This is a genomic window from Undibacterium sp. MH2W, assembly GCF_049340215.1.
In the GTDB taxonomy this organism is placed as follows: Bacteria; Pseudomonadota; Gammaproteobacteria; order Burkholderiales; family Burkholderiaceae_D; genus Undibacterium.
Window position 1 is genome coordinate 470,626 of the sequence record NZ_JBMPPA010000004.1, and the last position, 26,847, is coordinate 497,472.

Consider the following 26,847-nt stretch of genomic DNA (forward strand, 5'->3'; position numbering starts at 1 on the left):
TGTGTTCGGGAGCATTTTCAGTGATGGATTCGCTGTTAGAATAATGCCCTTGTCCGTTAATTCAAAAGTGCATCAACATGACCCGTAAGCTGTTCGTTACCACTGCCCTTCCCTACGCAAATGCGCCCTTCCATCTTGGACACATCATGGAATACATCCAGGCTGACGTCTGGGTGAGACATCAGCGAATGTCAGGTAACGAAGTGCATTTCGTTGGTGCGGACGACGCGCATGGCGCACCAATCATGATTGCGGCTGAAAAAGCAGGCATTACGCCACAAGAATTCGTGGCACAGATCGCGGCTGGTCGTAAGCAATATCTGGATGGTTTCCACATTCAGTTTGATAACTGGCATTCCACCGACGGTCCAGAAAACCACGCGTTGTCCCAAGATATTTACCGCAAACTGAAAGCAGCTGGTTTCATCACGAGCAAGACGATCGAGCAGTTTTATGATCCCGTAAAAAATATGTTTTTACCGGACCGCTACATCAAAGGCGAATGCCCAAAATGCGGCGCGAAAGACCAATACGGCGATTCGTGCGAAGTCTGCAGTGCGGTTTATGCCCCCACCGAAGTCGTCAATCCCTACTCGGTTCTGACCGGTGCCACACCAGTGATGAAGTCCTCTGAGCACTTCTTCTTTAAATTATCAGACCAACAATGTGTTGATTTCCTCCGCGGCTGGGCGTTGCAAGATAATCGTCTGCAATCTGAAGTAGCAAATAAATGCAAAGAATGGCTCGAAGGTGAAGGTGGCTTGGGTGACTGGGACATCAGCCGTGATGCGCCTTATTTCGGCATTGAAATTCCTGATCAACCAGGTAAATATTTCTACGTCTGGCTGGATGCACCTGTCGGCTATCTGGCGTCGCTTAAAAATTATTTTGGTAAAACCGGTCGTGACTTTGATGCATTCATGGCTGACCCAACAACAGAACAAGTACATTTCATTGGAAAAGACATTACCTACTTCCATACCTTGTTCTGGCCTGCGATGTTGAAGTTTTCTGGTTACAAAACACCAGACAACGTGTATGCCCACGGTTTTGTCACTGTCTCTGGCGAAAAAATGTCGAAATCGCGCGGTACGGGCATTTCCCCATTGCGTTATTTGGAAATCGGTATGAATCCAGAGTGGCTGCGCTACTACTTTGCAGCAAAACTCAACGCGAAAGTCGAAGATCTTGATTTAAACCCCGATGACTTTGTTGCCCGTATCAATTCAGACTTGATCGGTAAGTACATCAATATCGCTTCCCGTGCGGCAGGCTTCATCACCAAACGCTTTCATGGTGTTGTGACAAGTGACTGGGCGAATGCCGATGACGCGTTCCTCAACAACTTGTATCAAGCAGCGCCAGAAATCAAAGCGCTCTATGAAGCGCGCGAATATGGCAAAGCATTACGTGCAGCGATGGAGCAAGCCGATTTGGTCAACGCCTACGTCGATGCCAATAAGCCATGGGAACTCGCGAAAAAACCAGAAAACGATGCGAAATTGCAAGAAGTATGCAGTCGCTTGCTCGAGGCGTTCCGTATCCTGACCATTTTCCTCAAACCTGTCTTGCCACAACTGGCAGCGCAAGTGGAAGCACAATTGAATATCGCACCTCTGCAATGGGCCGATGTGAGCATTCCTCTGCCGCATCAACACACAATCCACCCCTACGCTCACTTGATGCAGCGCGTGGATCCGAAGATTTTCGATCAATTATTCGACGCCCCGACAGCGCCAATAGCAGCACCAGCAGCACCAACAACCGCTGCAGCAGTTGGGACAGACGCCGTTGAAACAGCGAGCAACATTGAGCCGCTGGCGGAAGAAATTAAGATTGATGATTTTGCCAAAGTGGATCTGCGGATTGCAAAAATCGTCCATTGCGAACATGTGGAAGGATCCGACAAATTACTGCGTTTAACGCTCGACGTGGGCGAAGGTCGCACACGGAATGTCTTCTCAGGCATTAAATCAGCGTATCAACCAGAACAATTAATCGGTAAATTCACTGTCATGGTGGCCAATTTGGCACCACGTAAAATGAAATTTGGTATGTCCGAAGGTATGGTATTGGCAGCTTCCGCAGCCGACGAGAAAGCGAATCCTGGTCTGTACATTCTGGAAGCATGGCCTGGTGCACAACCAGGGATGCGTGTCAGATAATCACTGATCGGACATCTGTTTAGCTATCGGCAAAACAGTCCCCGCACAAATAATGGCGGCTTGAACCTGAGGTTTAAGCCGCCATTATTTTTTATAGCAGCCCTTGAACCTACCGATACAGGTTGAATTTAATTAGGAAGAGGCCTTCTTTTAAAGTCAGAACATTCCGCTTTTATGCCAGAAAACTTAAGAAAATGACGAAATTTGCATAGTAAAGGCATCAAAATTCACATCAAGTATACTGACTGCCTTATGACCGTTTTTGCAGATTTTTTCTCCGGAAAGACCTTTTCATGAATAACCCAAGCACTTCAGTTGCCATCACGTCCCCCATCCCTGCTCGCCTGGTGCAATTACGTTCCGCGATGAAGGAGCATCAGATTGATGCGATGATCATTCCGTCCGCTGACCCACACCTTTCTGAATATCTGCCAGAACGTTGGCAAGGTCGCAGCTATTTGTCAGGTTTCACTGGCTCAGTTGGCACGTTGATTGTGACGGCACATTTTGCAGGATTATGGGTCGATAGCCGCTATTGGAGCCAAGCGGAGAAAGAACTCGCGCCAACAGGCATCGAGATGATGAAAATTGCTTCTGCTGCCTCCGTCGCGCATATTGAATGGCTTGCTAACAACATGCAAGAGGGACAAGTCGTCGCTGTTGATGGGGATGTTTTGGGCTTGATGACAGCACGCATGTTGGCACAGCAACTGACAGCAAAATCGGTGCAATTAAAAACAGACATCGATCTTTTGCAGACGATCTGGAGCGACCGCCCTGGCCTACCATTGGCTCCTATCTTTGAACATCTCCCACCGTTTGCAACGGTATCGCGCAAAGATAAACTTGCACAGATTCGCGAACAGATGCGTGCCAAAGGCGCAGAATGGCATTTCGTCTCGACGGTCGACGACATTGCATGGATTTTCAACTTACGCGGTAGTGACGTAAGTTATAACCCTGTCTTTGCAGGGCACGCACTGATCGGGCATCATGACGCCACGATTTTTGTGGAAGAAGGTAAGGTCTCCTCTGACTTGCAGACGATCTTGGCGCAAGACCACATTCACGTACGCCCTTATGCACAAGCTGCCAATGCACTGTCACAGCTGAGCGCTGCAGAGAAGACGTCGATTCTGATCGACCCACGCCGCATTACACTCGGATTCCAACAAGCGATCCCTTCTCACGTTAAAGTGATTGATGCGATCAACCCATCGGTATTCATTAAGTCACGAAAAAATGCGCAAGAAGCGGATTTTGTGCGCGAAGCGATGGAGCAAGACGGTGCAGCGTTATGCGAATTCTTTAGCTGGCTTGAGTCTGCCTTGGGACGCGAACGCATCACTGAAATCACTATTGATGAAAAAATTTGCGAAGCCCGTGCGCGTCAGCCGCATTTTATTTCACCAAGTTTCGGCACCATCGCTGGCTTTAATGGTAACGGCGCAATGCCACACTACCGCGCAACGCCGGAATCCCATGCGGTCATCGAAGGCGATGGTTTATTGCTGATCGACTCAGGAGGTCAATACCTCAATGGTACGACTGACATCACACGTGTCGTCCCCGTTGGTCAAGTTTCTGAGGCACAAAAGCGTGACTTTACGCTCGTCTTAAAAGGGATGATTCAGTTATCGAAAGCAGTATTCCCTAAGGGAACACCCTCCCCGATGCTCGATGCGCTCGCACGGGCACCGATCTGGGCTGAGGGGATTAACTATGGCCATGGTACTGGCCATGGCGTAGGCTATTTCCTCAATGTGCACGAAGGTCCGCAATCAATCTCTGCCGCCATGCCTGAGCCGCACACCGCAATGGAAATTGGGATGATCACATCAAATGAACCGGGCATCTACCGACCAGGCCAATGGGGTGTGCGTATCGAAAATCTGTTAATGACAGTGCCTGCAGTACAGACCGAATTTGGTGATTACGTGAAATTTGAATCACTGACATTGTGCCCGATTGATACGCGCTGCATTATCAGTACGATGCTCAATGACGAAGAAATTAATTGGCTCAATGCGTATCACACGATGGTCTTCCATCGCTTATCACCGCGCGTGTCAGGCAAAGCGTTAGCGTGGCTTGAAACGCGAACCCGTTCTATTTGCTGATCGCTTTACATTACCCAAATGAATCTCTCTCGGCCGAGAGAGATTCGTCAATGCGACATATCGCCGCACCTTCCGCACTTTAACATCGCTCACCACGGCACTGTCGCAGACAGTCATTGCCGTGGCCTAGCTCCGCACCGCAACGAATTGCTGTAACGCCACGGTAAATGATGCCAATTCGCTACGCATTTCTGCGAGCAACTCTCCTGCACCATCGAATTGATGACCTTTTCCTTTTTTCTCTAACTTTTCGGCCAAGGTCTCTATCGGAAAGGCACAGAAATTACTCACCACACCCTTCATTGTGTGAGCGGACCGGTGTAACAACTCGCTGTCATGGTTTGCGATAGCATCTGCAATTTCTTTGACGTATCCGTCGTAGGCATCAAGAAACGACTGCGCAATAATCTGGATAATTTCCTGATCAGCGGATTGCAGCGCTTGGCTATAATCAAAAGAATTCGCATTCATCATGATGTCTTTCGTAGTGGACGTGACTGGCAACGCTTTTTGATACTGATGCAACAGATTTTGTAATTGAGTGGCCTTAATTGGCTTTGAGAGGTAATGATCCATACCTGCCGCCAAACAACGTTCCCAGTCGCCGGGCATCGCATTCGCTGTCATGGCAATAATTGGCGTATGACGGCGCTCTGGATGACTTACTTCCATCTCGCGGATACGTTGTGTTGCCTCGATACCACCCATTTCAGGCATTTGCATATCCATCAGAATTAAATCAAATTGCTCCTGCTCGTACTTTCTCAAGGCAATTAATCCAGTCGCTGCAATCGTTGCAGAATGATGCCATTTATTTAGCAGTGAAATCACAAGCTTCTGGTTCACCACGTTATCTTCAACGACCAATATCTTCAGTGGTGTTAGTCCTGAAAAATGCGCGTCTGGTGCACTGAGTCTCACCTGATGACGGAGCGGGACACCATCGATTGCAGCGCGGATCGAATTCAACAGTTCTTGTGGGCTAATTGGTTTGGTCACATATTCTTGAATACCGATCTCACGGCATTTACGCGCGTCTTCTGGAGAACCTGCTGATGACAATACAATGATCTTAGGTAATGATCCTTCCGAATTCACACGTAGCTGCATCAAGAAATCAAATCCGTCCATCTCTGGCATACAAACATCGAGCAACACGACGTCGATCTTCTGCTGTGTTGGCGATGAATCTGTCAATAATTTCAATGCCTCAGCACCAGACGACACGGCAGTGGCATGAATGCCGCGGTTTCGGAGTGTATCTAAAAAAAAGTGTCTGTTTATGGCATTATCATCAACAATTAACGCATGTAATCCAGTTAATTCTTTGGAAGAGACTTCCGCTACACTGCTGACACCAATCCCAAATCGCACCGTAAAGTAGAAGGTACTGCCTCGTCCGGGCTCACTATTCAAGGCAAGGCTTCCTTGCATACTCTGTACAAGCCGAGAAGATATCGTCAGACCCAAACCGGTTCCACCGTATTTGCGTGTGGTCGAGGCATCCGCCTGGCTGAACGGACTAAAGATCGTCGCTTGTTTTTCGAGCGGAATCCCAATGCCGTGATCCGTCACCGCAAAATAAACATCGACTTCGCGATCATCGCGGCGCACGAGTTGTACGTCTAAGACGATATCGCCTTCTTCGCTGAACTTGATCGCATTCCCCACCAAATTGGTAATAATTTGATGCAGACGCCCAGGATCGCCGACCAGGACATCAGGTACCTCAGCGTCAATCTTATACACTAACTCAATACCTTTTTGCGATGCTCTGACAGCCAGCGCTTTAAGACACGAAGCAAGCAATTCGCGTATTTCAAAGTCGATTTTCTCAAGAATGACTTTACCCGATTCAATTTTTGAAAAATCGAGAATGTCATTGATGATGCCCAGCAACGAGTAGGATGAAAATTTCACCAACTCAAGATACTCACGTTGCTCTTGCGCTAGGTAAGTATCGAGCGCCAACTCCGTCATGCCAATAATCCCGTTCATTGGCGTTCTAATTTCATGACTCATGGTCGCCAAGAACTCACTCTTGGCGGTATTGGCGGCCTCTGCATCTTCTTTCGCTTGAATCAACGCTGCTTCAAATCGGAGGCGTTCAGTAATGTCTCGGCACGAGCCATACATGCTTCCATCTGGCAATAGCGCCGCATTCATCTCAACAGGGACCAAGCTGCCATCTTTTTTGCGTAATTTAATTTCAGTCCGGACTAATTTTTTTTCACGGATGTGCTGCAGGAAGGTTTTTTCAGCAACCACGCTCAGCTCGGGCGGGAGTAAATCATACATCTTGGTCCCCACCAGTTCTTCCCTCGTATAGCCAAGCATTGTCAGGGCAAGATCATTGATATAAATCCACCGTTCGTCAGCGCTCCCAACAAAAACGGCGTCCGCCGCATTATCAATCAGCATCCGCTGCTTCATCTCACTTTCACGCAGCGCATTATCAGGCGCAATACGTGCTGATACGTCTTGAAATGCAGAAACCGACCCAACGATCACGCCATTTTCAAAGATGGGAGAAGCAACAATGGCGACAGGAAATAGTCTGCCAGACTGGTGCTGAAAATATTCCAAATCTGATCGGAATACCTGACCTGAAGATACTGTTTTCTTTATTAAGCAGTCATCCTCGTGTAAATAACTGCCATCGGGTAACCTGCAATGAATAATGTCATGCATGCGTCGACCCGATAACGCGGCAAACTCATACCCCAGAATTTTCTCGGCCTCGGGGTTCATAAACGTACAAAGACCCTGGGCGTCAAGGGTAAATACGCCCTCGCCTAAGGTATTCATAATGTTCTGTAACAGCGCCTGATTTGCCTCAATTTTCTCTCGCAAGCGCATCTGCTCAGTGATGTCAGTGCGGATTGAGATGTATTGGTATGGACGATTAGCGTGATCTAAAAAAGGGACAATCGTGGCATTGGTCCAATAAAAGCCACCCTCTTTATCGACATTTCTGATTTCGCCGTGCCATACGCTGCCGGCCTGAATGGTCGACCATAAGTTGTGAAAAAACTCTTTGGTATGGTAGCCAGAATTAACGATGCGATGGTTATTCCCAATTAACTCGGTGACGGTAAATTTACTGATTTCGCAAAATTTTTCGTTGGCGTAAATTAAGGTGCCATTCTCATCCGTGATACTGACAATGGCATGCTGATCGAGCGCAAATTTTTGCTTTTCGACTGCCGCCAACGCCCGCTCAAGATCCTTTCTGGTATCAAGCAATTCACTCACCAAACCAGAAAGCAAATGACTCAAATTCTCAAGACTACTATCGTCATCCAGATGTTTGCCGAGTTGGGCCAAGACTTGATTGGTGGTCTGACGCAACGTCACCAATACCTGCTTGCGCGCTTCGGCATCCTGACGCAAGGTCTCATTGGCTTCACTGAGCTCATTCGAACTCAACTCAAGGCTTAATTTTCCTAGCGCCAGATCCCGATCCGCCTGATGATAGGCATCATCGACCTGAGACAAAAATTGACGAAAGCCACCCAACACTGATTTGAGGGATGCACTGATCCCCCCTGAAGACGCCAGCGCTTCCATTTCTGACAAGACGTGCTCAAGGGCTGCTTCGTCTTGAATTCCCAATAGTCGTTTGTATTGACGTAAGGATAGCTTGTGCGCCATCAGTTCATCTCAGCCAGATAAGTGATCGTCATTGTTTGATTGTGGAGGCTACATACCTCCAGTTTGTAGCCTGGACAAATCTCGCCGTTCGAATAGAAACCACACAGTGTCGTTTGATCACCAAGGATATCCTGAACAGCCTCCACCTCTTCGTCCACCCTGCCACCCATCACGAGCTTTCTACCGACGCAACTGACAAGTAATCCCAGCCGTTGTCCAACGATATCTGGAGATCCCTCGATACTTGCATGGGCCGCTGTCTCCGCACCGTCAACGAGATCGTTCGTGTGCGCATGCATTAGCCGTAAATAGCCATCCGGATTAATCGCTCCCGCCAAGATCAGACTGCCATCTTCTTCATTCACACCAAGAATAGTACGGATCTGCCCCAGCGATTCACGACTATCCCCAAGCATTTCAAAAGGAAACAACAGCCCCGAACCCGGCAAATCCTTGGCGTAGTCACCGAGATACCGCTTATAGACATCGAGCGCGGGCTTATCGTCCAATTCATACAAGACATTACCGATGCATTTCGTCACTTTACGCGTTGGGCCAAAGGCTTTCCAACCACCAAAACTACCGTGCGAGAATAACAGCTTGTCGCCTGCCAAACCAACAGCAACGTTAGTCGTTGTCGATATTCCTGACGACGACAAGGTATACGTTCGAGAGAATGCCCCTTCATCGCCAGCCAATCCACCGGTGATCGGCAAGGAGGTACCAAGGACGCTCGTCATCCCTTCGATGAGCGCACTACCATTGATGTTCACCCCTTGACCAAACAGCATTACGGCACGTAAATCAGGCGCTTGTAGGCGCGTCGCCAAGTCATACCCTGCCTGATGAGATCCATCCATTGTCGCGAGTTCTGCTGTGACGACTTGAAAATTAGCGGTCTCAAAATGAATCGCCGTAATCACCGAGGTTTTATTCGTGACGGCGACCGATGAAATTTCCCCCGCAGTCGTGCACCCAACCAGTTCGGCACCGGGAAATGCTGATGTTAAAAGGGGAAAAAATTCAGGATGCGTGAAATGGGCAACACAACCAAAGACAAACACAAGTTGTGGCGCTATCTGTGCTGCGACAGACAATTTCTCAGCGGCGTTAGAAAGATCATCAACTACTACTTGTGAAATTTTCATTCGTAGCTCCCGTGGTTGATAGAGAGTGGATCTAAGAAGAACGAAGACAAATCAAACGAAGATGGAACGTGCTGGCTGAGGTTGATCGATTCCGTTGTTTTATCGCAATCAACAATTCTGCAGTTACAAGTTCCATTCAGCGCCAAATGTCTTTTGATCGTTTTTCTCTTCGCGATAAAGGTTCTTGATTTCTAAAATCTTGTCCCAACCCGCAACAAACGCATCGATACAACGTGGGTCAAAATGTTGCCCAGACCCCTCATGCAGAAAAGCGAGCGCCTTCTCGATCTCCCATGCGGCCTTGTAAGGTCGCTCAGAGGTCAACGCATCAAAGACGTCGGCAACAGCGACGATTCGAGCAAATAGAGGTATCTCTTCACCCGCCAAACCATTGGGATAACCAGAACCATCAAACTTTTCATGATGTGCTAGTGCAATCACTGCACCGGCATTGAGCAAATCGGAACTGCTACCAGATAAAATTTCATAGCCAAGCGTTGCATGGCGTTTCATGATGGTGAACTCGTCGACCGTCAACTTTCCAGGCTTGAGCAATATATTGTCAGGGATACCTACTTTACCAATGTCGTGCATTGGCGCAGCTTCCAGCAAAAGTTGCTGATCAGCATCTGAAAGACCAAGGTATTCGCCAATGATGCGGGAATAATTAGCCATCCGCAAAATGTGTGCGCCTGTTTCGGGATCTCGGGAGTCTGCTGCTTTAGAGAGTCTAAAAATGGTCTCGCGCTCACGGGCACGGATTTCTGCGGTGGCTTTTTTCACCTCAACATCAAGCCAGATAGCGCGGTCTTCAAGAAAACGCTGGCTCTTGCGTAAGGCCAACATATTCTTGGTCCGCGCAAGAAATTCGATCTTATCGATCGGTTTAATGAGAAAATCGTTCGCGCCAACATCCAGCGCTTGGTATCGTAATGCGAGTTCGTTATTGGCAGTGATCATGAGTACCGGGATGTCGTGGCAGCCCGGCATTGTTCGAAAACGACGAATAAATTCGATACCATCCATGGTCGGCATCATGTAATCCACCATGACGAGATCAGGAACGTTTCCAGCACACCATTGAAGTGCGGGTTCTGGATCAGTAAAGCTAACGGACTTACAATCTTCTATTTTTTTCAGCAACAGGCACAACAACGTCACGTTAATCTGCGCATCATCCAGCACTAAAACGTTCATCTCCATTGAACATCGCCTCCAGGAACCACACCTTGCATGTCAAACACATGTCCATGATCAAAAATTGAATTTAGTGTACCGTATTTCAACTCGGGACTAATGACTAATCACAAAATTTATACATTTAACACGGTTCGTGTGCACGTTTCAACGAAAATGCTTAATTTTCGACGGCAACTGTCGGTGGAAACTGAACAGAAAACTTACTTCCTTGGTCTGGCACAGAATCAATCAGCAAATTCGCATTATGTCTTAGCAACACATGCTTAACGATCGCTAAGCCCAAGCCAGTGCCTTGCGTCTCACGGGAGCGACTCTTATCGACCCGATAAAAGCGTTCTGTCAAGCGGGAGATGTGCTCTGAACTGATGCCGATTCCGTTATCAATCACCACAAACTTCGGTCCTTGGGCGCCGTTACACCATTTAATCTGAATATCACCATTTTCCGGGGTGTATCTGATCGCGTTCGTGACCAGATTCGTCAGCGCACTGCGGATTTCATCTGCGCTGCCACGAATGTCAGGTCCCTGACAATCCAGCGTAATGTGATGACGCCCTGCGGAAAGCGCATGTGCCTCTTGCAGAATCTGCTCGAGCAAGCCGCGCATATTGATCACCTCAGTCCGCAACAAATGATCCATTGACTCGAGACGCGTCAGGATTAACATGTCCTCCACTAATCGTTGCATCCGTTCACCTTGTTCAGACATCAACTTGAGATGGGCGTTTCGTGTTGGAATATCTAAATCCGGTTGCAAAGAGGCAATTTCAAGAAAACCGTTGATGACCGTTAAAGGTGTTCGTAGCTCGTGAGAAGCATTGGCAATAAAATCGCGACGCATCATATCGATACGCTCCGACTCTGTTACGTCATGCGTCACAAGGATCTGGCGGCGATTTTCAAAAGGAATAATGTGAGCGATTAACTTGCGATCGCGGAAAGACAAGGTCAGTGGCGTTTCGTACCGCCCAAGGATGATGTAATCCATAAACTCAGGACTACGAACGAGGTTGGTTACCCGCATACCCTTATCTTTCGCCAGACTCAAACCGAGATGGCGTTCAGCGGCAGGATTACACCACTCCAAAAACAGCACGTCATCCATAATGACGACGCCATCAGGGAGTAACGTCATTGCCTGACGGAAACGAGCAAGCCATTCAGTTAATTCCGTCTGGTTTTTTTCGTCACCACGACGCAACTTATAGAGTCTCGAAAAGATATCAGTCCACGCGCCCCAACCGTCTGGAAGCCGCGAGCTACTGGGATGATCAAGCCAATCAGCCAAGCGCTGCAAATAAAACAACTGCACAAGCACTAACGACGTCATAGCCAGAATACCAGCCAACAATCCAGCGACGGTGCCCCACATGTAACAAGCAACGATAGTGCCGATCGCGACCAACAAAATACGGACGGAGTTAGAGATCCAGAAAATAAGACGAGGAGACATGAAAAATCCCTGATATGTTTTTATATGGGAATATTGTCGTTTTAGAAACGAAAAGTGATGCGACAAACAGCTTCAACAGACAATTATCCGTATGCAACCGACAGAATTGACAGCTTTCATTATCTATATGCATCCGCTGATAAATCAAGAATGCCAGCGCAAATGATGGAAGGTTTGTGAGTTCAACCTAAAAAAAGTCACTCCAAGAACTAGGAGTGACCCTTGTTTATATTTCTTATTCTATTTTTCAGACAACATATACCCGACGCTACGGACGGTTTTAATCAGGGACTCTGCTGATTTCAATACTTTGCGCAAACGTAGCACATGCACATCGACAGTCCGCTCTTCAATCACCACGTGGTCGCCCCACACTTTGTCGAGCAACTGACTACGAGAAAACACACGTTCGGGATGCGCCATGAAGAATTTCAACAACTTATATTCAGCGTGGCCGATATCCACTTTTTGATCTTCAATCTTGACCGTACAACTGACAGGATCTAACACTACCGTACCCGCAGTCAATGCAGTTTGAGAATGCTCTGGGCTTTTCCGACGTAACAGCGCCTTGATTCTGGCCGTGAGTTCACGCGGCGAAAACGGCTTCGTCACATAGTCATCAGCACCATGATCCAACCCAGCGATCTTATCCTCTTCCATACTTTTTGCGGTGAGCATAATAATAGGAATTTCGTTGAATTGACGATCAGAGCGAATCTTGGATAACAAACGCAAACCAGTTTGATCTGGCAACATCCAGTCCAGCAAAATCAGTTGCGGCGTCCGACGCTGGATGAAATCCCATGCATCTGCCGTATTATTGACAGCAAAGGTATTCCATCCGGCAGCTCGTAGCGTAAAACTCACTAACTCGACGATTGCAGGTTCATCTTCAACGATGAGGATTGTAGTATCAGCAGCCATTATTCGTGGTCAATTTTCTGGTCTTGTTTAATTGCGACATAATCCGAGTGACGGATATCTTTGCCTTCAACAATATAAATCGTATGTTCAGCAATATTTTTCGCGTGATCGGCAATACGTTCGATTGCTTTCGCAACCCACATTGTATTTAAGGAAGACGTGATCGTACTTGGATCTTCCATCATAAATGTGATCAAGTTCCGCATAATCGAGCGGAAATCATTATCGATGATGGCATCTTGCGCAATCAACTGTACTGCTTTGGCGTCATCGAGACGGGCAAACGCATCGAGAGAATGATGCAACATATCTGCGACGCTACCAGCAAGAACGCGCACGGTGTCATAACCATTGAAAATGACCGTACCACGGCGGCTCGTACTAGCCTCTTTGGAGATACGTGCGATTTTCGTCGACTCGTCACCAATGCGCTCCAGATCGGTAATCACCTTTCCTGTCGCCATCACTGTGCGCAAGTCGTTCGCGGCGGGTTGGCGTTTCACAATCAAATGACTGCACATGTCATCCAACGCGACCTCTAACCGATTGACTTCGAGATCCGACTGAATAACTGCTTCAGCCTGATCGATATTTCCTGTACGGAAGCAAGACATCGCGTCGTGAAAATGACTTTCAACTAAGCCACCCATTAACAAAACCTTGGAACGAATCGTTTCAAGATCATGATCATACTGTTTTGAAGAGTGTTCGCCAGTCACTGGAATCTCCTGAATTTTCTCTTAATCACTAAGGATGAATAAGGACCTGTAACGCTCACCCGCGCAGCAACGATAAAATGCAACATCGTTGCAGGCACGTTGGTGACGCCGACCCAGGCCCCGGGGATCATTAACCGAAACGACCGGTAATGTAATCTTGCGTCTCTTTTTTTACTGGATTCATGAAGATGTGATCGGTCTCACCGAATTCTACCAATTCACCCAGATACATATACGCAGTGTAATCCGAACAACGCGCTGCCTGTTGCATATTGTGGGTGACGATAGCGATCGTGTACTCTTCTTTTAACTCGTTGATTAACTCTTCGATCTTCACCGTCGAAATCGGATCCAATGCGGAAGTTGGCTCATCGAGCAACAAAATTTCTGGCTTGACCGATACGCCACGTGCGATACACAGACGTTGCTGTTGACCGCCGGACAAGCTCAAACCACTTTTGTTTAACTTATCTTTGACTTCAGTCCAAATCGCCGCTTTTTTCAGTGCCCATTCTACGCGCTCATCCATTTCACCTTTAGATAAGTTCTCGTACAAACGCACACCAAAAGCGATGTTGTCATAAACAGACATTGGAAACGGTGTTGGCTTCTGAAACACCATACCAACTTTTGCACGCAATAAATTAATATCTTGGTCGGCGTCCAAAATATTTTTACCTTTGTAAATGATCTTACCTTCAGCGCGCTGACCTGGGTACAAATCATACATACGATTTAAGGTACGTAATAACGTCGACTTACCGCAGCCAGAAGGACCAATAAAAGCGGTCACTTTCTTGTCGAAAATATTCAAATTGATGTCACGCAAACTACGGGTTGCACCGTAGAAAAAATTCAGTCCATCAATCTCGATTGCTTTTTTCAAGTTGTTTGTTTGTGTAGTGGTCATGTCGATGCCCGGATTAATGCTGTGATTTTTGATTAAATAATGTGCGGGACAAAATATTTAAGCCCAGAACACTAAAAGTAATAAGTAATGCGCCACCCCAAGCCAGATCACGCCAGTTGTCATAAGGACTCATCGCGAACTGGTAAATAACAACAGGCAAGTTCGCCATTGGCTTATTCATATTGCCATTGAAGAACTGATTATTGAGCGCTGTGAACAATAACGGCGCAGTCTCACCGGAGATACGCGCTACAGCCAGCAAAATGCCAGTAATAACACCCGCTTTGACGGCACGCAAACGAATCAGCAGCGCGACCTTCCAGCGTGGTGCACCCAGCGCAAATGCTGCCTCTTGCAAGCTCGCAGGAACAAGTCCAAGCATGTTATCCGTCGTACGCACCACAACAGGAATAGCGATCAACGAAATCGCGATACTACCTGCCCAGCCAGAGAAGTGCTTAATGTTCGCCACGTAAATAGCGTAGACAAACAAACCAATAACGATGGATGGTGCAGACAACATAATGTCCGTTACAAAGCGAGTTACAGCACCAAACCAGCTCTTGTTACCATATTCTGCCAAATAAATCCCCGCCAAAATACCGATAGGCGTGGAAATCAGGGTGGCACTTCCCACCATCATAAAACTACCAACAATCGCATTCAGCAAACCACCGCCATCCGAACCAGGCGCTGGTGTCGATTGCGTGAACATCCCCACATTGATCGCCGAAAAACCTTTGATCAACAGTGTAAAAAGAATCCACATTAAAAATGCAACACCGACCGCCATCGCCATTGAGGAGAGGAAAATCCCCACTCTGTGTACCCACAAGCGGCGACGGTATACGGGGTTGCGACCAGATTGAGTCAACGTGTTGTCCATTATTTAGTTCCCTCTTTACGGCTCAGACCAAGCAACATCAGCTTTGCTGCAGATAACACGATAAACGTAATAACAAACAAAATTAAACCTAACAGGAACAACGATGAAACGTGAAGCGGTGTTTCGGCCTCAGCAAATTCATTGGCCAATGTCGACGCAATACTGTTACCAGCTGCGAATAAGGACCACGACAATTGGTTCGCATTACCAATCACAAACGTAATGGCCATTGTTTCGCCCAATGCACGTCCAAGTCCCAACATCACACCACCAACGACACCAATTTTTGTGTATGGCAGCACGATTTTTCTGACGACTTCCCATTTGGTGCAACCGAGACCGTAAGCAGACTCTTTCAGGACCGGCGGTACCACCTCAAACACGTCGCGCATGACTGAGGAGATGAAGGGAATAATCATGATGGCCAGAATGATGCCAGCAGAGAGAATACCAATACCGATCATCGGACCAGAGAACATCGCACCAACCACTGGCAATTGACCCAACGTCGCATGCAACGCAGGTTGAATGTACTGCGCAAATAACGGTGCAAAAACAAACAAACCCCACATACCATAAATGATACTTGGCACACCTGCGAGCAATTCAATGGCCGTACCCAAAGGACGCTTCAACCACGATGGACAGATTTCAGTCAAGAACAACGCAATACCAAAACTCACTGGAAACGCGATCAATAACGCGATCACCGAAGTAATCAACGTACCTACGATGGCAATCAGACCGCCGTATTTATCGTTGACCGGATCCCACTCAATGGTCGTCACAAAAGCAAGACCAAATTCCTGCATGGCAGGTACTGCTCGGATGAATAATGAGAAAATGATTCCCAGTAGTACGATTAATACCAACGCAGCAAAGCTGAGTGTCAGTTTATGGAAAAAGAAATCTTGCCAACGTTGGCGACGCATGACATTTGCTAGATTTTCGTCACTCAACTGCGTTGATTGCGAAACATCTGCGTTCGATGCGGATTGATTGGCGGAAGGTACGGTCATATCGACAGAGGTCATTGGAGTTGGCATGGGTGTTTTTCACCGAAAAGGCGATCTGGTGTACACCGGATCGCCCTCATCAAGAACATTCAATAAAACACAGAAAATCTACAACGAATAAATCACTTCTGAGATTACCAAACAGATTTACCAGCAGTATCCTTGATGTTTGCTTTCCAACCATCCTGAATCTGTTTAATCAGTGCTGGTGGCAAAGCGACGTAATCAAGGTCAGCAGCCATTGCGCCACCGTTTTTGAATGCCCAGTCGAAGAATTTCAACACTTCTTTTGCTTCAGCTGGATTTGCCTGCGACTTGTGCATCAGAATGAACGATGCACCAGTAATTGGCCAAGATGCTTTACCGGGCTGGTTTGTCAATACCAAGAACATACCAGGTGCTTTAGACCAATCAGCATTAGCAGCAGCTGCCTTGAAGCTATCGTCATCTGGTTCGGCAAACTGACCATCTGCATTTTTTACAGTGGTATAAACCATTTTGTTCTTTTTGACGTAAGCATATTCGACATAGCCGATCGAATTTTTGATACGTTGAACGTTAGCAGCAACGCCTTCGTTACCTTTGCCGCCCAAGCCAACTGGCCATTTCACAGCAGTAGAAGAACCCACTGCTGTTTTAAATTCAGCGTTAACTTTACTCAGGAAATCTGTCCACAAAAACGTTGTACCAGAGCCGTCAGAACGGTGAACAACAGTAATATCTTCTGCTGGCAGCTTGATGCCTGGGTTAATCGCAACGATTTCAGGAGCGTTCCACTTTGTGATTTTGCCCATGTAGATGCCTGCGAGCACATCGCCAGTCATCTTCATTTTGCCTGCAGCGACACCATCCAAGTTGACGACAGGAACAACACCACCAATAATTGCTGGGAACTGTGTCAGACCTTCAGCATTGAGCTCATCAGCCTTCAAAGGCATATCGGACGCGCCGAAATCGACTGTTTTTGCTTTGATTTGCTTGATACCACCACCAGAACCGATTGACTGGTAGTTCAGACCATTTCCAGTTGATTGCTTGTAGGCTTCTGCCCATTTTGCGTAAATTGGATAAGGAAATGTTGCACCAGCACCTGTGATGTCAGCTGCTTGAGCAACCGAAAAGGAAGCAACAATGCCGCCAACCAGGATCAATTTCTTCACAATTTTATTCATTTGCATACTTACCTCGGATGTGAGTTACAGGGGTTAGTTACCACGTCCAGCACTCTACAAGCCAATTATGACAATACGATGACCTCATGAAATAATTGTGAAATATTGATGAAATATTTAATATTATTACCATCTTTTTTGTCATAAAACTGACATATTAAGCAACTACAATAGTCTAAGATACTGATTTCAGCCATTCCAGAATTTATGACATGCATGACATGCAGAAAAATATGACCACTCAAGAAGTCGCGCCAATTACTACTGATGATCCCGAAAAAAAATCGAAGAAAACGAACATCAGTGCCATCGAAAAGCCTAATGATACGCAACAGGCACAAAAAAGTAGCAAAAGTCCCGCACCAAAAGGAATAAAAGAAACGCGAGGCGAGTTACCCAGATCTGTCATATTTCTCGACCGAGAAATGTCACAAATTGCTTTTAACTGGCGTGTTCTAGCTCAGGCAGAAGACAAAAACATCCCTCTGCTAGAACGTTTAAAGTATTTATGCATTGTTGGTAGTAATCTGGATGAGTTTTTTGAAGTCAGAGTTGCCAGCCTGTTGGCGCAAAACACGGTAGACGGTGAACTCGTTCAACATCCCAATTTTCAAGCAAGTCTCGAGCGTATTAGCAAAGAATGTCACCAACTGGCACAACGTCAATACGAACTCTTAAATGAGGAAATTCTTCCTCAACTCTCCAAAAAAGGCATCAACCTCCTTCGCCACTCTGAACGTACAGAGGCGCAACGAGCATGGGTGAAAGAGTATTTTGAGCGCGAAGTGCGTCCGCTACTGACACCAATTGGTCTCGATCCAGCCCACCCTTTCCCGCAGGTCGTTAATAAGAGTCTCAATTTTATTATCTCATTAGCTGGCAAGGACGCCTTTGGGCGCGGCACAGGAATCGCCATCGTCAAAGCGCCCCGGGTTCTACCGCGTATCATTCGCCTGCCAGATGAACTGTCTGAAAAAGGGATCACGTTCTGCTTGCTCTCTTCCATTATCCATTCTCATATCGCCGATCTGTTCAACGGCAGAGAAGTACTCAGCTACTCGCAGTTCCGCGTTACACGGGATAGTGATTTATGGGTGGACGAGGAAGAAGTAAAAAATTTGCGGCAAGCACTCCAGGGCGAATTGCAAACACGCCAGTTTGGCGCTGCGGTACGGCTCGAAGTTGCCAAAAATTGCCCAGATGACTTGGCGAAATTCCTTTTGGGGCAATTTTCATTAGACAAAGATCGTTTGTATCCCGTCGATGGGCCTGTCAATATGGTGCGGTTGGGCGAACTCGTTGACCACGTCAAACAAGCTAACCTTCGTTTCCCTCCATTTTCACCGAAAGCAATTGCAAAATACTCGCACACTGATATTTTCACATTGCTTCGCAAGCAAGATATTCTGTTGCACCATCCATTCCAGCCATTCCAGACAGTGATCGACTTCATTCGATCAGCTTCGCTCGATCCTGCGGTCGTCGCAATTAAGCAAACCATTTACCGTACGGGGATGAACTCCGACCTCATGGAGTCCTTAATTACTGCGGCTCGCCTGGGTAAAGAAGTCACAGTGATTGTTGAACTGATGGCGCGCTTTGACGAAGAAGCCAATATCAACTGGGCAGATAAGCTACAACGTGCTGGTGCACAGGTCGTGTATGGTGTCGTCGGTCTTAAAACACATGCGAAGTTAGCATTGGTTATTCGACGTGAAGAAGGCGGTGTATTGCGCCATTACGCCCACATGGGTACAGGTAACTACCATCCTTCCACAACGCGCTTTTACACTGACTTCGGCTTACTCACTGCCCACCCAGCAATGGCCGCCGAGGTCAATGAGGTTTTCATCCACTTAACTGGATTGACCAAACCCAAGAAGCTCGAGTATCTCTGGCTCGCACCATTCGCCTTGCAACCACAACTCATCAAAGCGATTCGGAATGAAGCCCGTATCGCACGCGAGGGTCGTCCTGGACGCATCATTGCAAAAATGAATTCCTTGTCCGACGAATCAGTCATTCGTGCACTCTATGCAGCATCGGCTGATGGTGTCAAAATCGACCTGATCGTCCGTGGCGCTTGTACCTTACGTCCAGGCGTGCCGGGATTGTCCGAAAATATCCGCGTGCGCTCCATCATTGGTCGCTTCCTAGAACACAGTCGTATCTACTACTTCCGCAACGATCTAGCACACGATGTGTACCTCGCTAGCGCTGATTGGATGAACCGTAACTTATTTAGACGCATTGAAGTTGCTTTCCCAGTGCTCGATAGAGCCCTGAAAAAACGTGTGATTGCCGAAGGATTAGATCCGTACCTCAAAGACAATGTCAACGCATGGGTACTCGACTCCAACGGTAACTACGAGCGAAAGAAAGCACGCGGTCAGCAGGCAAGTTTTAGTGCACAACAGTTTTTAATGCAGCAATTAGGCTCCCTCTCTACACCGGATACTGAATAATGGACTTAATACTCTGGCGGCATGCTGAAGCTGAACCTGCAACGGAAGAAATTACCGACGAGTTCAGAAAATTAACTGGCAAGGGAATGAAACAGGCCAGTAAAATTGCCTATTGGCTCGATAGTACGCTGCCAGAAACATGCCGCATTTTTGTAAGCCCAGCAGTTCGAACCCGCGATACCGCCGAAGCGCTGATTTCGAGTGGTCGTAAATTTAAGATAGCGCCTGAGCTCGCGCCCGACTCGACCGTTGAAGCCGTGCTGCGACTCGTCAACTGGCCCAATAGCCGGGAGCCCGTCATGATCGTTGGGCATCAACCTTATTTGGGACAAGTCGCCGGCGAGTTACTTGGACACCCATTACAGGAATACAGTATCCGCAAAGGCAATGTTTGGTGGATTTCGCAAAAGCAGCGTCAGGGTGAGGAACTACAAACCTACCTGAAAGCCATCATGTCGCCGGATTTGGTGGTGAAATAACGACCGCAATGATCTGATTTGATCTGATTTGATTTGAACTGGTCTCATTTGAGGATGATGCTACTTATTTAGTAGCGCCCTCAACGACATGGACATTGATGGAACAGCGTCGACAGAACACACATCGACCATCATTACGAGATACGATGTTGCTGCTTTGTCCTTCGTGGGGAAAAGCAGCGAGATAGTCGATTTCTCAAAGAAGTGCCGATGACGTGTTTTTTACTGCTCGATGGCTTGAGCATCAAACTGCGACGGATACCTCAGCATCCATATCGATCTCCGCATCCACTTCCGGTTCCACATCGGTCGCTACTGGACGGGATGTGATTGACTGCATGATATCGAGCCAGGTGACTAGACTTAACTGTCCTTGGGCATCTTCTACCAGCGCAGAGAGACTTTCCACCCAATCGCCGTCATTACAATACAGAATACCGTTGATATCCCTGATCTCTGGTTTATGGATGTGACCGCAAATAATACCGTCCACACCTTTTCTACGTGCTTCGTCTGCCAGCGCGTCTTCGAACTGGGTGATATAGCTCACCGCATTTTTCACTTTCAACTTCAGGTACTGCGAAAGTGACCAATAAGGCAAGCCTGCTCTTGCACGCCAGTTATTGAAAATCTGGTTAAACTTCAAAATGACGGTATATAAACTATCACCAACATAAGCGAGCCATTTCGCACAGGCGATAACGCCATCGAAACGATCGCCGTGGAGAACGAGCATACGACGTCCATCGGCTGTCGTATGCACTAATTCGTCACGGACTTTAATGCCGCCAAAGTCCAAATCAATGAATTGCCGGATGGATTCATCATGATTACCAGGAACGAAAATCACATTCGTCCCCTTCTTCGCTTTTTTCAATACTGTCTGCACGACGTTGTTATGCGTTTGATCCCAGTACCAACGTCGTTTCAGTTGCCAGCCATCGATGATATCGCCCACCAAGTACAGGGTTTCAGATTCTGTGGCGCGTAAAAATTCAAGAAGTTTTGACGCTTGACAACCGCTTGTTCCCAAATGCAAATCGGAAATCCATATTGTCCGAAAACGCACAACATCTTTTTTACTGATCTTGTGCATTTTTTTATTAAGGAACTTCTCTGCAGACTTCACAATCACTGATCTCCGGTATTGTAATGACGCGCATAACGGTCATCCAGATTCGCTAATGGCAACATCACAAACAAATCAGCACTATGAAAATCAGGATCCCATGCTGGGTCGCCACATACCCAAGCGCCAGCGCGTAGGTAGCCTTTCAGGAGCGGTGGAATACGTGCAACAACATTGCTCGTATCAATCTCATCCAACGGGAACGGAACGTGTGGCGTGACACGGTACTCCAGCGGGCAGAAATCTTTCTCCGTCAAACTACGGTAAATTGCTGCTGCGTTTTGTCCACCGTCTGTCAAACTAATGCTTGCACAGCCAATCAGGTGAGAGCAGCGCTCACGACGCATATATGCAGCCAAACCTGCCCACAGCAACATAATGACCGAACCACTACGGTAGTCAGGATGGATGCACGCGCGACCTGCCTCAGCAACGGAGTGACGCACGTTGTGTAAGCGGGACAAATCGAATTCTGTTTCGGAGTAGTAGCGTCCCATTTCACGGGCAGCGTTCGGTCCTAAAATACGGTAGGTACCAACGACTTTCAGTGTTTTTGTGTCGCGGACAATGAGATGATCGCAGTAGGCGTCAAACTCATCTTTATCTAAGCCATCTGGGTTGGATAACGCGGACAAACCCATGCTCTCAATAAAAACTTTATAACGCAGGCGTTGTACTTCGCGTACTTCTTCAGCTGTTGTTGCCAGACTCAGATTGAGTTTAGAAAAACTGGGATTAGCATCCGCGGGTATCGTGAGTAATCGCATTCATCATCCTTGTTATGTCTCAAGATGTCGTTCATTCGACGAACAGAGAATAGATGACTATTACTTCAGCAAGATGACAAAATGATGTCGGTTTTATGACAATCAAAAAAACAACAAACCCTCAATATCACGTGATAATTGAGGGTTGCAGAGGATCAAGAGCGATCATTTTCTTGATAGAAATCTTAATAAAAAAATATCAAGAAAAATCGTTGTGACTTATTTTTCTTTTTTGGGGCGACCCGCTTTGAGTGGTGCAAGATCGGCGATCAGTTTTTTCAACGCTGGTACGTCTGTTTTGTTCAACAAAGCTAAACCAATACGCAACAGCTGGCTTTTCTTCACTTCCACACCCGCTTTAAGGCAAGCACGTTTCACTTGACCAAGCACAGCGTATTCCGCTTCTGGCATCGTAAAACTATCACGGACCAATTTGGCCTTTTTACCTTTTTCAGCGGCATCATTGACTACTTTCAATGTATCCGCTTTCGCTGCCACTGCTTTTTTTGCAGCAGGTTTCGTGCCATTGGTTACGCGTGCGGATGTTTTTTCCGTTGCACTTACCTCTTGCGCGGCTGTCGGCTTTTTAGCGATTGCCTTCTTTACAGGCGCCGTTCTGGATGCAGCAGGTTTGACAGCAGGAGTTTTTGACGCAGTTGTTTTCACTACAGGTGCTTCTTTTTTGCTGGTAACGGTTGCCATAAATGAGCCTCCAGGTTAAATGCATGTAAACAATATAAACAATATGTGCATAAACAACAAGCGTTAAGGATAACCGTTTCAGATGACAAGGAGATTACCAAAATTGCTCGCTCGCAAGAATATGAAGCTATGCGATAATCGCGCCGACATTTTTGTATTCATTGCCTCCAATCATCAAAACCATGAAATATTCACACTATCTAATTTCGCTGATGCTTATGACTGTCCTGCCGGTACACGCCATAGAGCTGAAAGGCGCAGGCTCATCGGCCGCTGCACCACTGTACCGAATTTGGGGTGAGGCGTACTCGAAAACCAACAGTAATACGCTCAGTTATGAACCATCAGGCTCATCATCGGGTATCAAAAAAATCAAAGAAAGCAGCGTTGACTTTGGTGCAAGTGATGTTGCCTTACCACAAGCGGACCTGAAAAAATTCAAATTAATTCAGTTTCCATCCGCCATTTCAGGCGTTGTCGTGATCGTGAACCTGCCTGGCATCCGATCTGGCGACCTCCATTTAAACGGTGACGTCATTGCGAAGATTTTTTCAGGCCAAATTGAAGATTGGAACGATCCTGCCATCGCCGCACTCAATCCAGGCGTGAAGCTACCAAGCAAAACAATCCAGCCGTTTGTTCGTCAGGATGGATCAGGAACGACTTATAACTTCACTGATTACTTGAGTAAAATCAGTAAAACGTGGCAGACCACCTTCGGTAAAAATTTCACGATCAATTGGAATAGCAAATTTACCCAAGTCAAAGGAAGTAGTTCTATTTCTGCTGCCGTCAGAAAAACACCCTATGCGATCAGCTATATCGACTACAACTACGTTGTACAAGATAAATTAGAAGTGGCACAGATTCAAAACCACGATGGTCGCTACGTCATGCCTTCCGCCGAAGGATTTTCTGCAGCGCTTGCGGCAAGTAGCTGGAAAACCCAAGGAACATTCGAAGAAATGTTGACCGATAAATCCGGCCCTAAATCATGGCCGATCACAATGGGTACATTCATCATTACCCAACAAGCAGCAAAAAATGTCGAAACGGCGACAGCCACGCTCAAGTTCTTCACTTGGGCATTCATGAACGGCGACCGTTTTGTAAACAATGTCGACTTCGTGCGACTTCCTGATGCGCTGCAAGCTCGCGTGTTCAAGGAAATGACGACCGTCACGGACACTGCAGGAAAGCCGTTGAATTGGAGCCTCCAGTAAAATCGCAACAGATGCAATCAAAGAGAGCGCCCATCATTGATGCGGCGCTCTTTTTTTCACTCTTATCACATCAATTAACCGGTGCATTCCTATAATGATTGACGGTAGCAGAACTCACCGCATCACCATGATTTCCCCAACTGTGGCGAATATACGTCAACACCAACGCTACTTCATCGTCGCTTAAGACAGGACCGTAAGGCGGCATGCCATAGGGTCGCGGGTTGCGTATGGATGTTGGGGGAAATCCACCATACAAAATAAGACGAATCGGATTGGCGATGTTCGTCATCTGTACCGCATTGTTATGCGCAAGGGCGGGATAAATATTCGACACCCCCTGCCCCGAAGTACCATGACAATCTGCACAATGCGTTTTATACAGTGCTTCACCTTGGGCCATCCATCGCGCCATCACTTCTGGCTTGACGGTCATTGGGACAGTGTCATTATTCGTCTGGTCGATATTGGCCATCGCTGTTGCGGGCAAGCTACGCAAATAGGAAACCAAGGCATCGACATCTGCTTGCGAATAATACTGAAGGCTATCGGCAAAAACGTCTGCCATTGGTCCTGTCAATGCGGCTTGATCAGCAATCCCCGTCGTCAGCAATCTTTTTGCTTGTTCTTCACTCATGGCACCGAGATGTGCCTCATCAAACCGTACCAATGACGGCGCGTACCATTCAACCACCGGCATAACGGCGCCATGAAGTTGTTCACCATTGATCGTGGCGCCAAGCATATTGCGACTTCCATGGCAGCCACTGCAGTGACCGAGTCCATTGACAAGGTAGGCTCCACGATTCCACAAGGTCGACTGAGCTGGGTCTGGTTGGTAACTTTGCGGCCTAAAAAAAAGGGCACGCCATATGGATAGCAATGGGCGTAGATAATAGGGAAACTTGAGCTGGTGGGGCGCAGATGGCTGATGAATTGCTGGCAAATGTTGAAGGTAAGCAAACATCGCATCAGCATCTTCACGAGACACGAGCGTGTAACTAGGATAAGGAAACGCTGGATACAATAAGCGTCCGTCTGGCGATTGACCAAAGTGCAGCGCCCGCCAAAAGTCATCGGCCGTCCAAGAGCCAATGCCTGTTTGCACATCAGGCGTGATGTTGGGAGCAACGAACTGGCCAAATTGTGTTGGAATAATCCGACCGCCTGCAAACGGAGCGCCACCTAACGCCGTGTGACAACCGCCACAATTCGCCACCCGTATTAAATACGCACCTCGGTTAATCAAATCGACCTGTGGAATCTGCTTATTCCCACTAGGCGAGTGCAGCGCTGACATATCAGAGACTAGGTAACCAAATTGGAACACGTACCACGCGCCAATTGCCACAAGAATTCCCACTGCGATAAAACACTGTCGAATGATTCGTTTCATTGCCCACCAGCCCTGTTCGGTGTTGTTGTCATCTCTTTTCCACTCCCGTGTTGTTGCGGCTTAACTTCCAGGAACACTTCCGCAATGTAAAGGCAAATGCGGTACCGCATCCGCTGGCATCTGTGGTGCAATTCCTTGGTCTGGGATTACTTGCTGTGATAGCCACCCGGAGACGGCGCTCACATCCTGCGGACTCAGTTGTCGCGAGATCGTTTGCATGCAATCGGGCGATGCCGCATGTCGACTTCCCGTTTGCCACGCACCGAGCTGCGCGATGAGATAGTCCCGCGGCAAACCAGCAATGCCAGGAATAAAAGGAGCGAGTCCTGTCATTTGCTTGCCATGACAGTGGATGCAAGCTGGTATACGCCGCTGTTCATCCCCATTCAACACCAAAAGACGGCCCCGCTCCAATAGTTCTGGCGCCAGATCAAGTCGTTGCGGCGCGGCGTAGGGCGGGTGAAGATCCGCAAAATAGCGAGAAATCTCAATCAGATAATCATCACCGAGATGACCCACCATGTAATTCATCATCGGAAATGTGCGTCTGCCTTCACGGAAATTCTTGAGCTGATTCAGAAGATAGCCCTGAGGCTTACCAGCAATCCGCGGATAATAGCCATCCGTACTAGCGCGACCTTGGGCACCGTGACATGAAGTGCACGCTTTGAGTCGCTGGGCAAGCGTGTCCGGCACCGTTTGCCCTAGGGTTTCAGGGGCCACTCCAACCAGGAGCGCGCTGACGATGATGAGGCGCGTTACAAAAGAGTGCATCAACAGTTTCACGACATTCATCCTTATTTAATCCGCGATCGACTGGAAAACCATAGAGTAACGCTGATCAAAATAACGTGACGCGCATTTTTGTTATCTATTCATCAAATTAACGACAAAATAGACGCACCACAACGCTCGCTGATCAATACTAAAAATCAAGGAAAGCAATCTGAGGCTACAAACGAACGACAAAGCAAGTGATCATGTACCCATCTAACGGATAAACGAAGCGTACGATTAAAAAAGATAAATGATTTAAATGAACAAACGATTTGCAACAAAAAGAGGCAAAAAACCAGAAAATCGGTCATCGTCATCACTTCAAACGGTGGAAACAGCACCATCATCGAAAAGACATCCAAATTCTTTGCTCGAAATGCAGACAATCCTTGTCAAGAAGTGCTAACGCGAGGATAATTCTGCCCTCGCGTCTCTTTCCGAGATCTAGTTTGAGCAAGACGAATGAATCGCCCTCGTCAGCGTGGCCCGCTTTTATCAGCGGGCTTTTTCGTCCGTGTCGGCAGTTGATCAGAAAATAT

The 26,847-nt window shown here is 47.4% G+C and carries 20 protein-coding genes; 5 read left to right on the forward strand and 15 right to left on the reverse strand.

The annotated features are described in order from the left end of the window. The first annotated feature begins 77 nt into the window (after positions 1 to 77). The gene (gene metG / locus ACO0K2_RS12720) at positions 78 to 2,165 is read left to right on the forward strand and encodes a methionine--tRNA ligase (RefSeq protein WP_423019305.1); all 2,088 of its coding nucleotides are present in this window, start codon (positions 78 to 80) and stop codon (positions 2,163 to 2,165) included. A 293-nt stretch (positions 2,166 to 2,458) separates the two neighbouring features. Beyond that, entirely contained in the window at positions 2,459 to 4,285 is a 1,827-nt protein-coding gene (locus tag ACO0K2_RS12725) for an aminopeptidase P family protein (protein ID WP_423019307.1), read from the forward strand. A 126-nt stretch (positions 4,286 to 4,411) separates the two neighbouring features. Here ACO0K2_RS12725 and ACO0K2_RS12730 read toward each other — a convergent pair whose 3' ends face one another. The 10 genes from ACO0K2_RS12730 to pstS (ACO0K2_RS12775) all read right to left on the reverse strand — a co-directional run bounded on the left by ACO0K2_RS12730 (position 4,412) and on the right by pstS (ACO0K2_RS12775) (position 17,376). Then, a complete protein-coding gene (locus tag ACO0K2_RS12730; RefSeq protein WP_423019309.1) occupies positions 4,412 to 7,939 on the reverse strand; it encodes a response regulator in 3,528 nt (1,175 codons plus the stop codon). Then, positions 7,939 to 9,087 (reverse strand): FIST signal transduction protein, encoded by a 1,149-nt coding sequence (locus tag ACO0K2_RS12735; protein WP_423019311.1) that lies wholly within the window; start codon positions 9,085 to 9,087, stop codon positions 7,939 to 7,941. The genes ACO0K2_RS12730 and ACO0K2_RS12735 overlap by 1 nt, the downstream gene beginning before the upstream one ends. A 123-nt stretch (positions 9,088 to 9,210) precedes the next feature. Continuing rightward, on the reverse strand, positions 9,211 to 10,290 hold the full coding sequence (locus tag ACO0K2_RS12740; RefSeq protein ID WP_423019313.1) for an HD domain-containing phosphohydrolase: 1,080 nt from the start codon (positions 10,288 to 10,290) through the stop codon (positions 9,211 to 9,213). A gap of 154 nt (positions 10,291 to 10,444) precedes the next feature. Further along, on the reverse strand, positions 10,445 to 11,740 hold the full coding sequence (phoR, locus tag ACO0K2_RS12745) for a phosphate regulon sensor histidine kinase PhoR (protein WP_423019315.1): 1,296 nt from the start codon (positions 11,738 to 11,740) through the stop codon (positions 10,445 to 10,447). Positions 11,741 to 11,980: 240 nt separating this feature from the next. After that, positions 11,981 to 12,667, reverse strand: coding sequence for a phosphate regulon transcriptional regulator PhoB (gene phoB / locus ACO0K2_RS12750; protein WP_423019317.1), 687 nt, complete (start codon positions 12,665 to 12,667; stop codon positions 11,981 to 11,983). After that, a complete protein-coding gene (gene phoU / locus ACO0K2_RS12755; protein WP_423019319.1) occupies positions 12,667 to 13,386 on the reverse strand; it encodes a phosphate signaling complex protein PhoU in 720 nt (239 codons plus the stop codon). Before phoU ends, phoB begins: the two co-directional genes overlap by 1 nt. Before the next feature lie 130 nt (positions 13,387 to 13,516). Further along, entirely contained in the window at positions 13,517 to 14,296 is a 780-nt protein-coding gene (gene pstB, locus ACO0K2_RS12760) for a phosphate ABC transporter ATP-binding protein PstB (protein WP_423019321.1), read from the reverse strand. 13 nt (positions 14,297 to 14,309) lie between these two features. Beyond that, positions 14,310 to 15,182 (reverse strand): phosphate ABC transporter permease PstA, encoded by an 873-nt coding sequence (pstA, locus tag ACO0K2_RS12765; RefSeq protein ID WP_423019323.1) that lies wholly within the window; start codon positions 15,180 to 15,182, stop codon positions 14,310 to 14,312. Beyond that, the gene (gene pstC, locus ACO0K2_RS12770; RefSeq protein ID WP_423019411.1) at positions 15,182 to 16,114 is read right to left on the reverse strand and encodes a phosphate ABC transporter permease subunit PstC; all 933 of its coding nucleotides are present in this window, start codon (positions 16,112 to 16,114) and stop codon (positions 15,182 to 15,184) included. Before pstC ends, pstA begins: the two co-directional genes overlap by 1 nt. A 218-nt stretch (positions 16,115 to 16,332) precedes the next feature. Further along, entirely contained in the window at positions 16,333 to 17,376 is a 1,044-nt protein-coding gene (gene pstS, locus ACO0K2_RS12775; protein ID WP_423019325.1) for a phosphate ABC transporter substrate-binding protein PstS, read from the reverse strand. Positions 17,377 to 17,603: 227 nt separating this feature from the next. Here pstS (ACO0K2_RS12775) and ppk1 point away from each other — a divergent pair, with 227 nt between their 5' ends. Both ppk1 and sixA read left to right on the forward strand, forming a co-directional pair. Further along, positions 17,604 to 19,835, forward strand: a complete 2,232-nt coding sequence (ppk1, locus tag ACO0K2_RS12780) for a polyphosphate kinase 1 (protein ID WP_423019327.1) — start codon at positions 17,604 to 17,606, stop codon at positions 19,833 to 19,835. Beyond that, the gene (gene sixA / locus ACO0K2_RS12785) at positions 19,835 to 20,314 is read left to right on the forward strand and encodes a phosphohistidine phosphatase SixA (protein ID WP_423019329.1); all 480 of its coding nucleotides are present in this window, start codon (positions 19,835 to 19,837) and stop codon (positions 20,312 to 20,314) included. Before ppk1 ends, sixA begins: the two co-directional genes overlap by 1 nt. A gap of 244 nt (positions 20,315 to 20,558) precedes the next feature. Here the strand turns inward: sixA and ACO0K2_RS12790 are convergent, their stop codons facing one another. The 3 genes from ACO0K2_RS12790 to ACO0K2_RS12800 all read right to left on the reverse strand — a co-directional run bounded on the left by ACO0K2_RS12790 (position 20,559) and on the right by ACO0K2_RS12800 (position 22,912). Continuing rightward, on the reverse strand, positions 20,559 to 21,410 hold the full coding sequence (locus ACO0K2_RS12790) for a UDP-2,3-diacylglucosamine diphosphatase (RefSeq protein WP_423019413.1): 852 nt from the start codon (positions 21,408 to 21,410) through the stop codon (positions 20,559 to 20,561). Positions 21,411 to 21,445: 35 nt separating this feature from the next. Then, entirely contained in the window at positions 21,446 to 22,210 is a 765-nt protein-coding gene (locus ACO0K2_RS12795; RefSeq protein WP_423019331.1) for a GNAT family N-acetyltransferase, read from the reverse strand. 219 nt (positions 22,211 to 22,429) lie between these two features. Beyond that, the gene (locus ACO0K2_RS12800; protein ID WP_423019333.1) at positions 22,430 to 22,912 is read right to left on the reverse strand and encodes a hypothetical protein; all 483 of its coding nucleotides are present in this window, start codon (positions 22,910 to 22,912) and stop codon (positions 22,430 to 22,432) included. A gap of 218 nt (positions 22,913 to 23,130) precedes the next feature. On the opposite strand from ACO0K2_RS12800, the gene pstS (ACO0K2_RS12805) reads away from it, so the two are divergent. Then, on the forward strand, positions 23,131 to 24,135 hold the full coding sequence (gene pstS / locus ACO0K2_RS12805; protein WP_423019335.1) for a phosphate ABC transporter substrate-binding protein PstS: 1,005 nt from the start codon (positions 23,131 to 23,133) through the stop codon (positions 24,133 to 24,135). A gap of 70 nt (positions 24,136 to 24,205) precedes the next feature. On the opposite strand, the gene ACO0K2_RS12810 is transcribed toward pstS (ACO0K2_RS12805), so the two are convergent. Then, the gene (locus ACO0K2_RS12810) at positions 24,206 to 25,531 is read right to left on the reverse strand and encodes a c-type cytochrome (RefSeq protein ID WP_423019337.1); all 1,326 of its coding nucleotides are present in this window, start codon (positions 25,529 to 25,531) and stop codon (positions 24,206 to 24,208) included. A gap of 60 nt (positions 25,532 to 25,591) precedes the next feature. After that, on the reverse strand, positions 25,592 to 26,326 hold the full coding sequence (locus ACO0K2_RS12815; protein WP_423019339.1) for a c-type cytochrome: 735 nt from the start codon (positions 26,324 to 26,326) through the stop codon (positions 25,592 to 25,594). Positions 26,327 to 26,847: the final 521 nt, after the last annotated feature.

Coding starts and splice junctions, on each gene's coding strand:
- ACO0K2_RS12810 (WP_423019337.1), bottom strand. CDS start 25,531: ATGAAACGAATCATTCGACAGTGTTTTATCGCAGTGGGAATTCTTGTG.
- pstC (WP_423019411.1), bottom strand. CDS start 16,114: ATGCGTCGCCAACGTTGGCAAGATTTCTTTTTCCATAAACTGACACTC.
- phoR (WP_423019315.1), bottom strand. CDS start 11,740: ATGTCTCCTCGTCTTATTTTCTGGATCTCTAACTCCGTCCGTATTTTG.
- ppk1 (WP_423019327.1), top strand. CDS start 17,604: ATGACCACTCAAGAAGTCGCGCCAATTACTACTGATGATCCCGAAAAA.
- pstS (WP_423019325.1), bottom strand. CDS start 17,376: ATGCAAATGAATAAAATTGTGAAGAAATTGATCCTGGTTGGCGGCATT.
- phoB (WP_423019317.1), bottom strand. CDS start 12,667: ATGGCTGCTGATACTACAATCCTCATCGTTGAAGATGAACCTGCAATC.
- pstS (WP_423019335.1), top strand. CDS start 23,131: ATGACTGTCCTGCCGGTACACGCCATAGAGCTGAAAGGCGCAGGCTCA.
- ACO0K2_RS12740 (WP_423019313.1), bottom strand. CDS start 10,290: ATGGAGATGAACGTTTTAGTGCTGGATGATGCGCAGATTAACGTGACG.
- ACO0K2_RS12815 (WP_423019339.1), bottom strand. CDS start 26,326: ATGAATGTCGTGAAACTGTTGATGCACTCTTTTGTAACGCGCCTCATC.
- ACO0K2_RS12795 (WP_423019331.1), bottom strand. CDS start 22,210: ATGCGATTACTCACGATACCCGCGGATGCTAATCCCAGTTTTTCTAAA.
- metG (WP_423019305.1), top strand. CDS start 78: ATGACCCGTAAGCTGTTCGTTACCACTGCCCTTCCCTACGCAAATGCG.
- ACO0K2_RS12735 (WP_423019311.1), bottom strand. CDS start 9,087: ATGAAAATTTCACAAGTAGTAGTTGATGATCTTTCTAACGCCGCTGAG.
- pstA (WP_423019323.1), bottom strand. CDS start 15,182: ATGGACAACACGTTGACTCAATCTGGTCGCAACCCCGTATACCGTCGC.
- ACO0K2_RS12725 (WP_423019307.1), top strand. CDS start 2,459: ATGAATAACCCAAGCACTTCAGTTGCCATCACGTCCCCCATCCCTGCT.
- sixA (WP_423019329.1), top strand. CDS start 19,835: ATGGACTTAATACTCTGGCGGCATGCTGAAGCTGAACCTGCAACGGAA.
- ACO0K2_RS12730 (WP_423019309.1), bottom strand. CDS start 7,939: ATGGCGCACAAGCTATCCTTACGTCAATACAAACGACTATTGGGAATT.
- pstB (WP_423019321.1), bottom strand. CDS start 14,296: ATGACCACTACACAAACAAACAACTTGAAAAAAGCAATCGAGATTGAT.
- ACO0K2_RS12790 (WP_423019413.1), bottom strand. CDS start 21,410: ATGCACAAGATCAGTAAAAAAGATGTTGTGCGTTTTCGGACAATATGG.
- ACO0K2_RS12800 (WP_423019333.1), bottom strand. CDS start 22,912: ATGGCAACCGTTACCAGCAAAAAAGAAGCACCTGTAGTGAAAACAACT.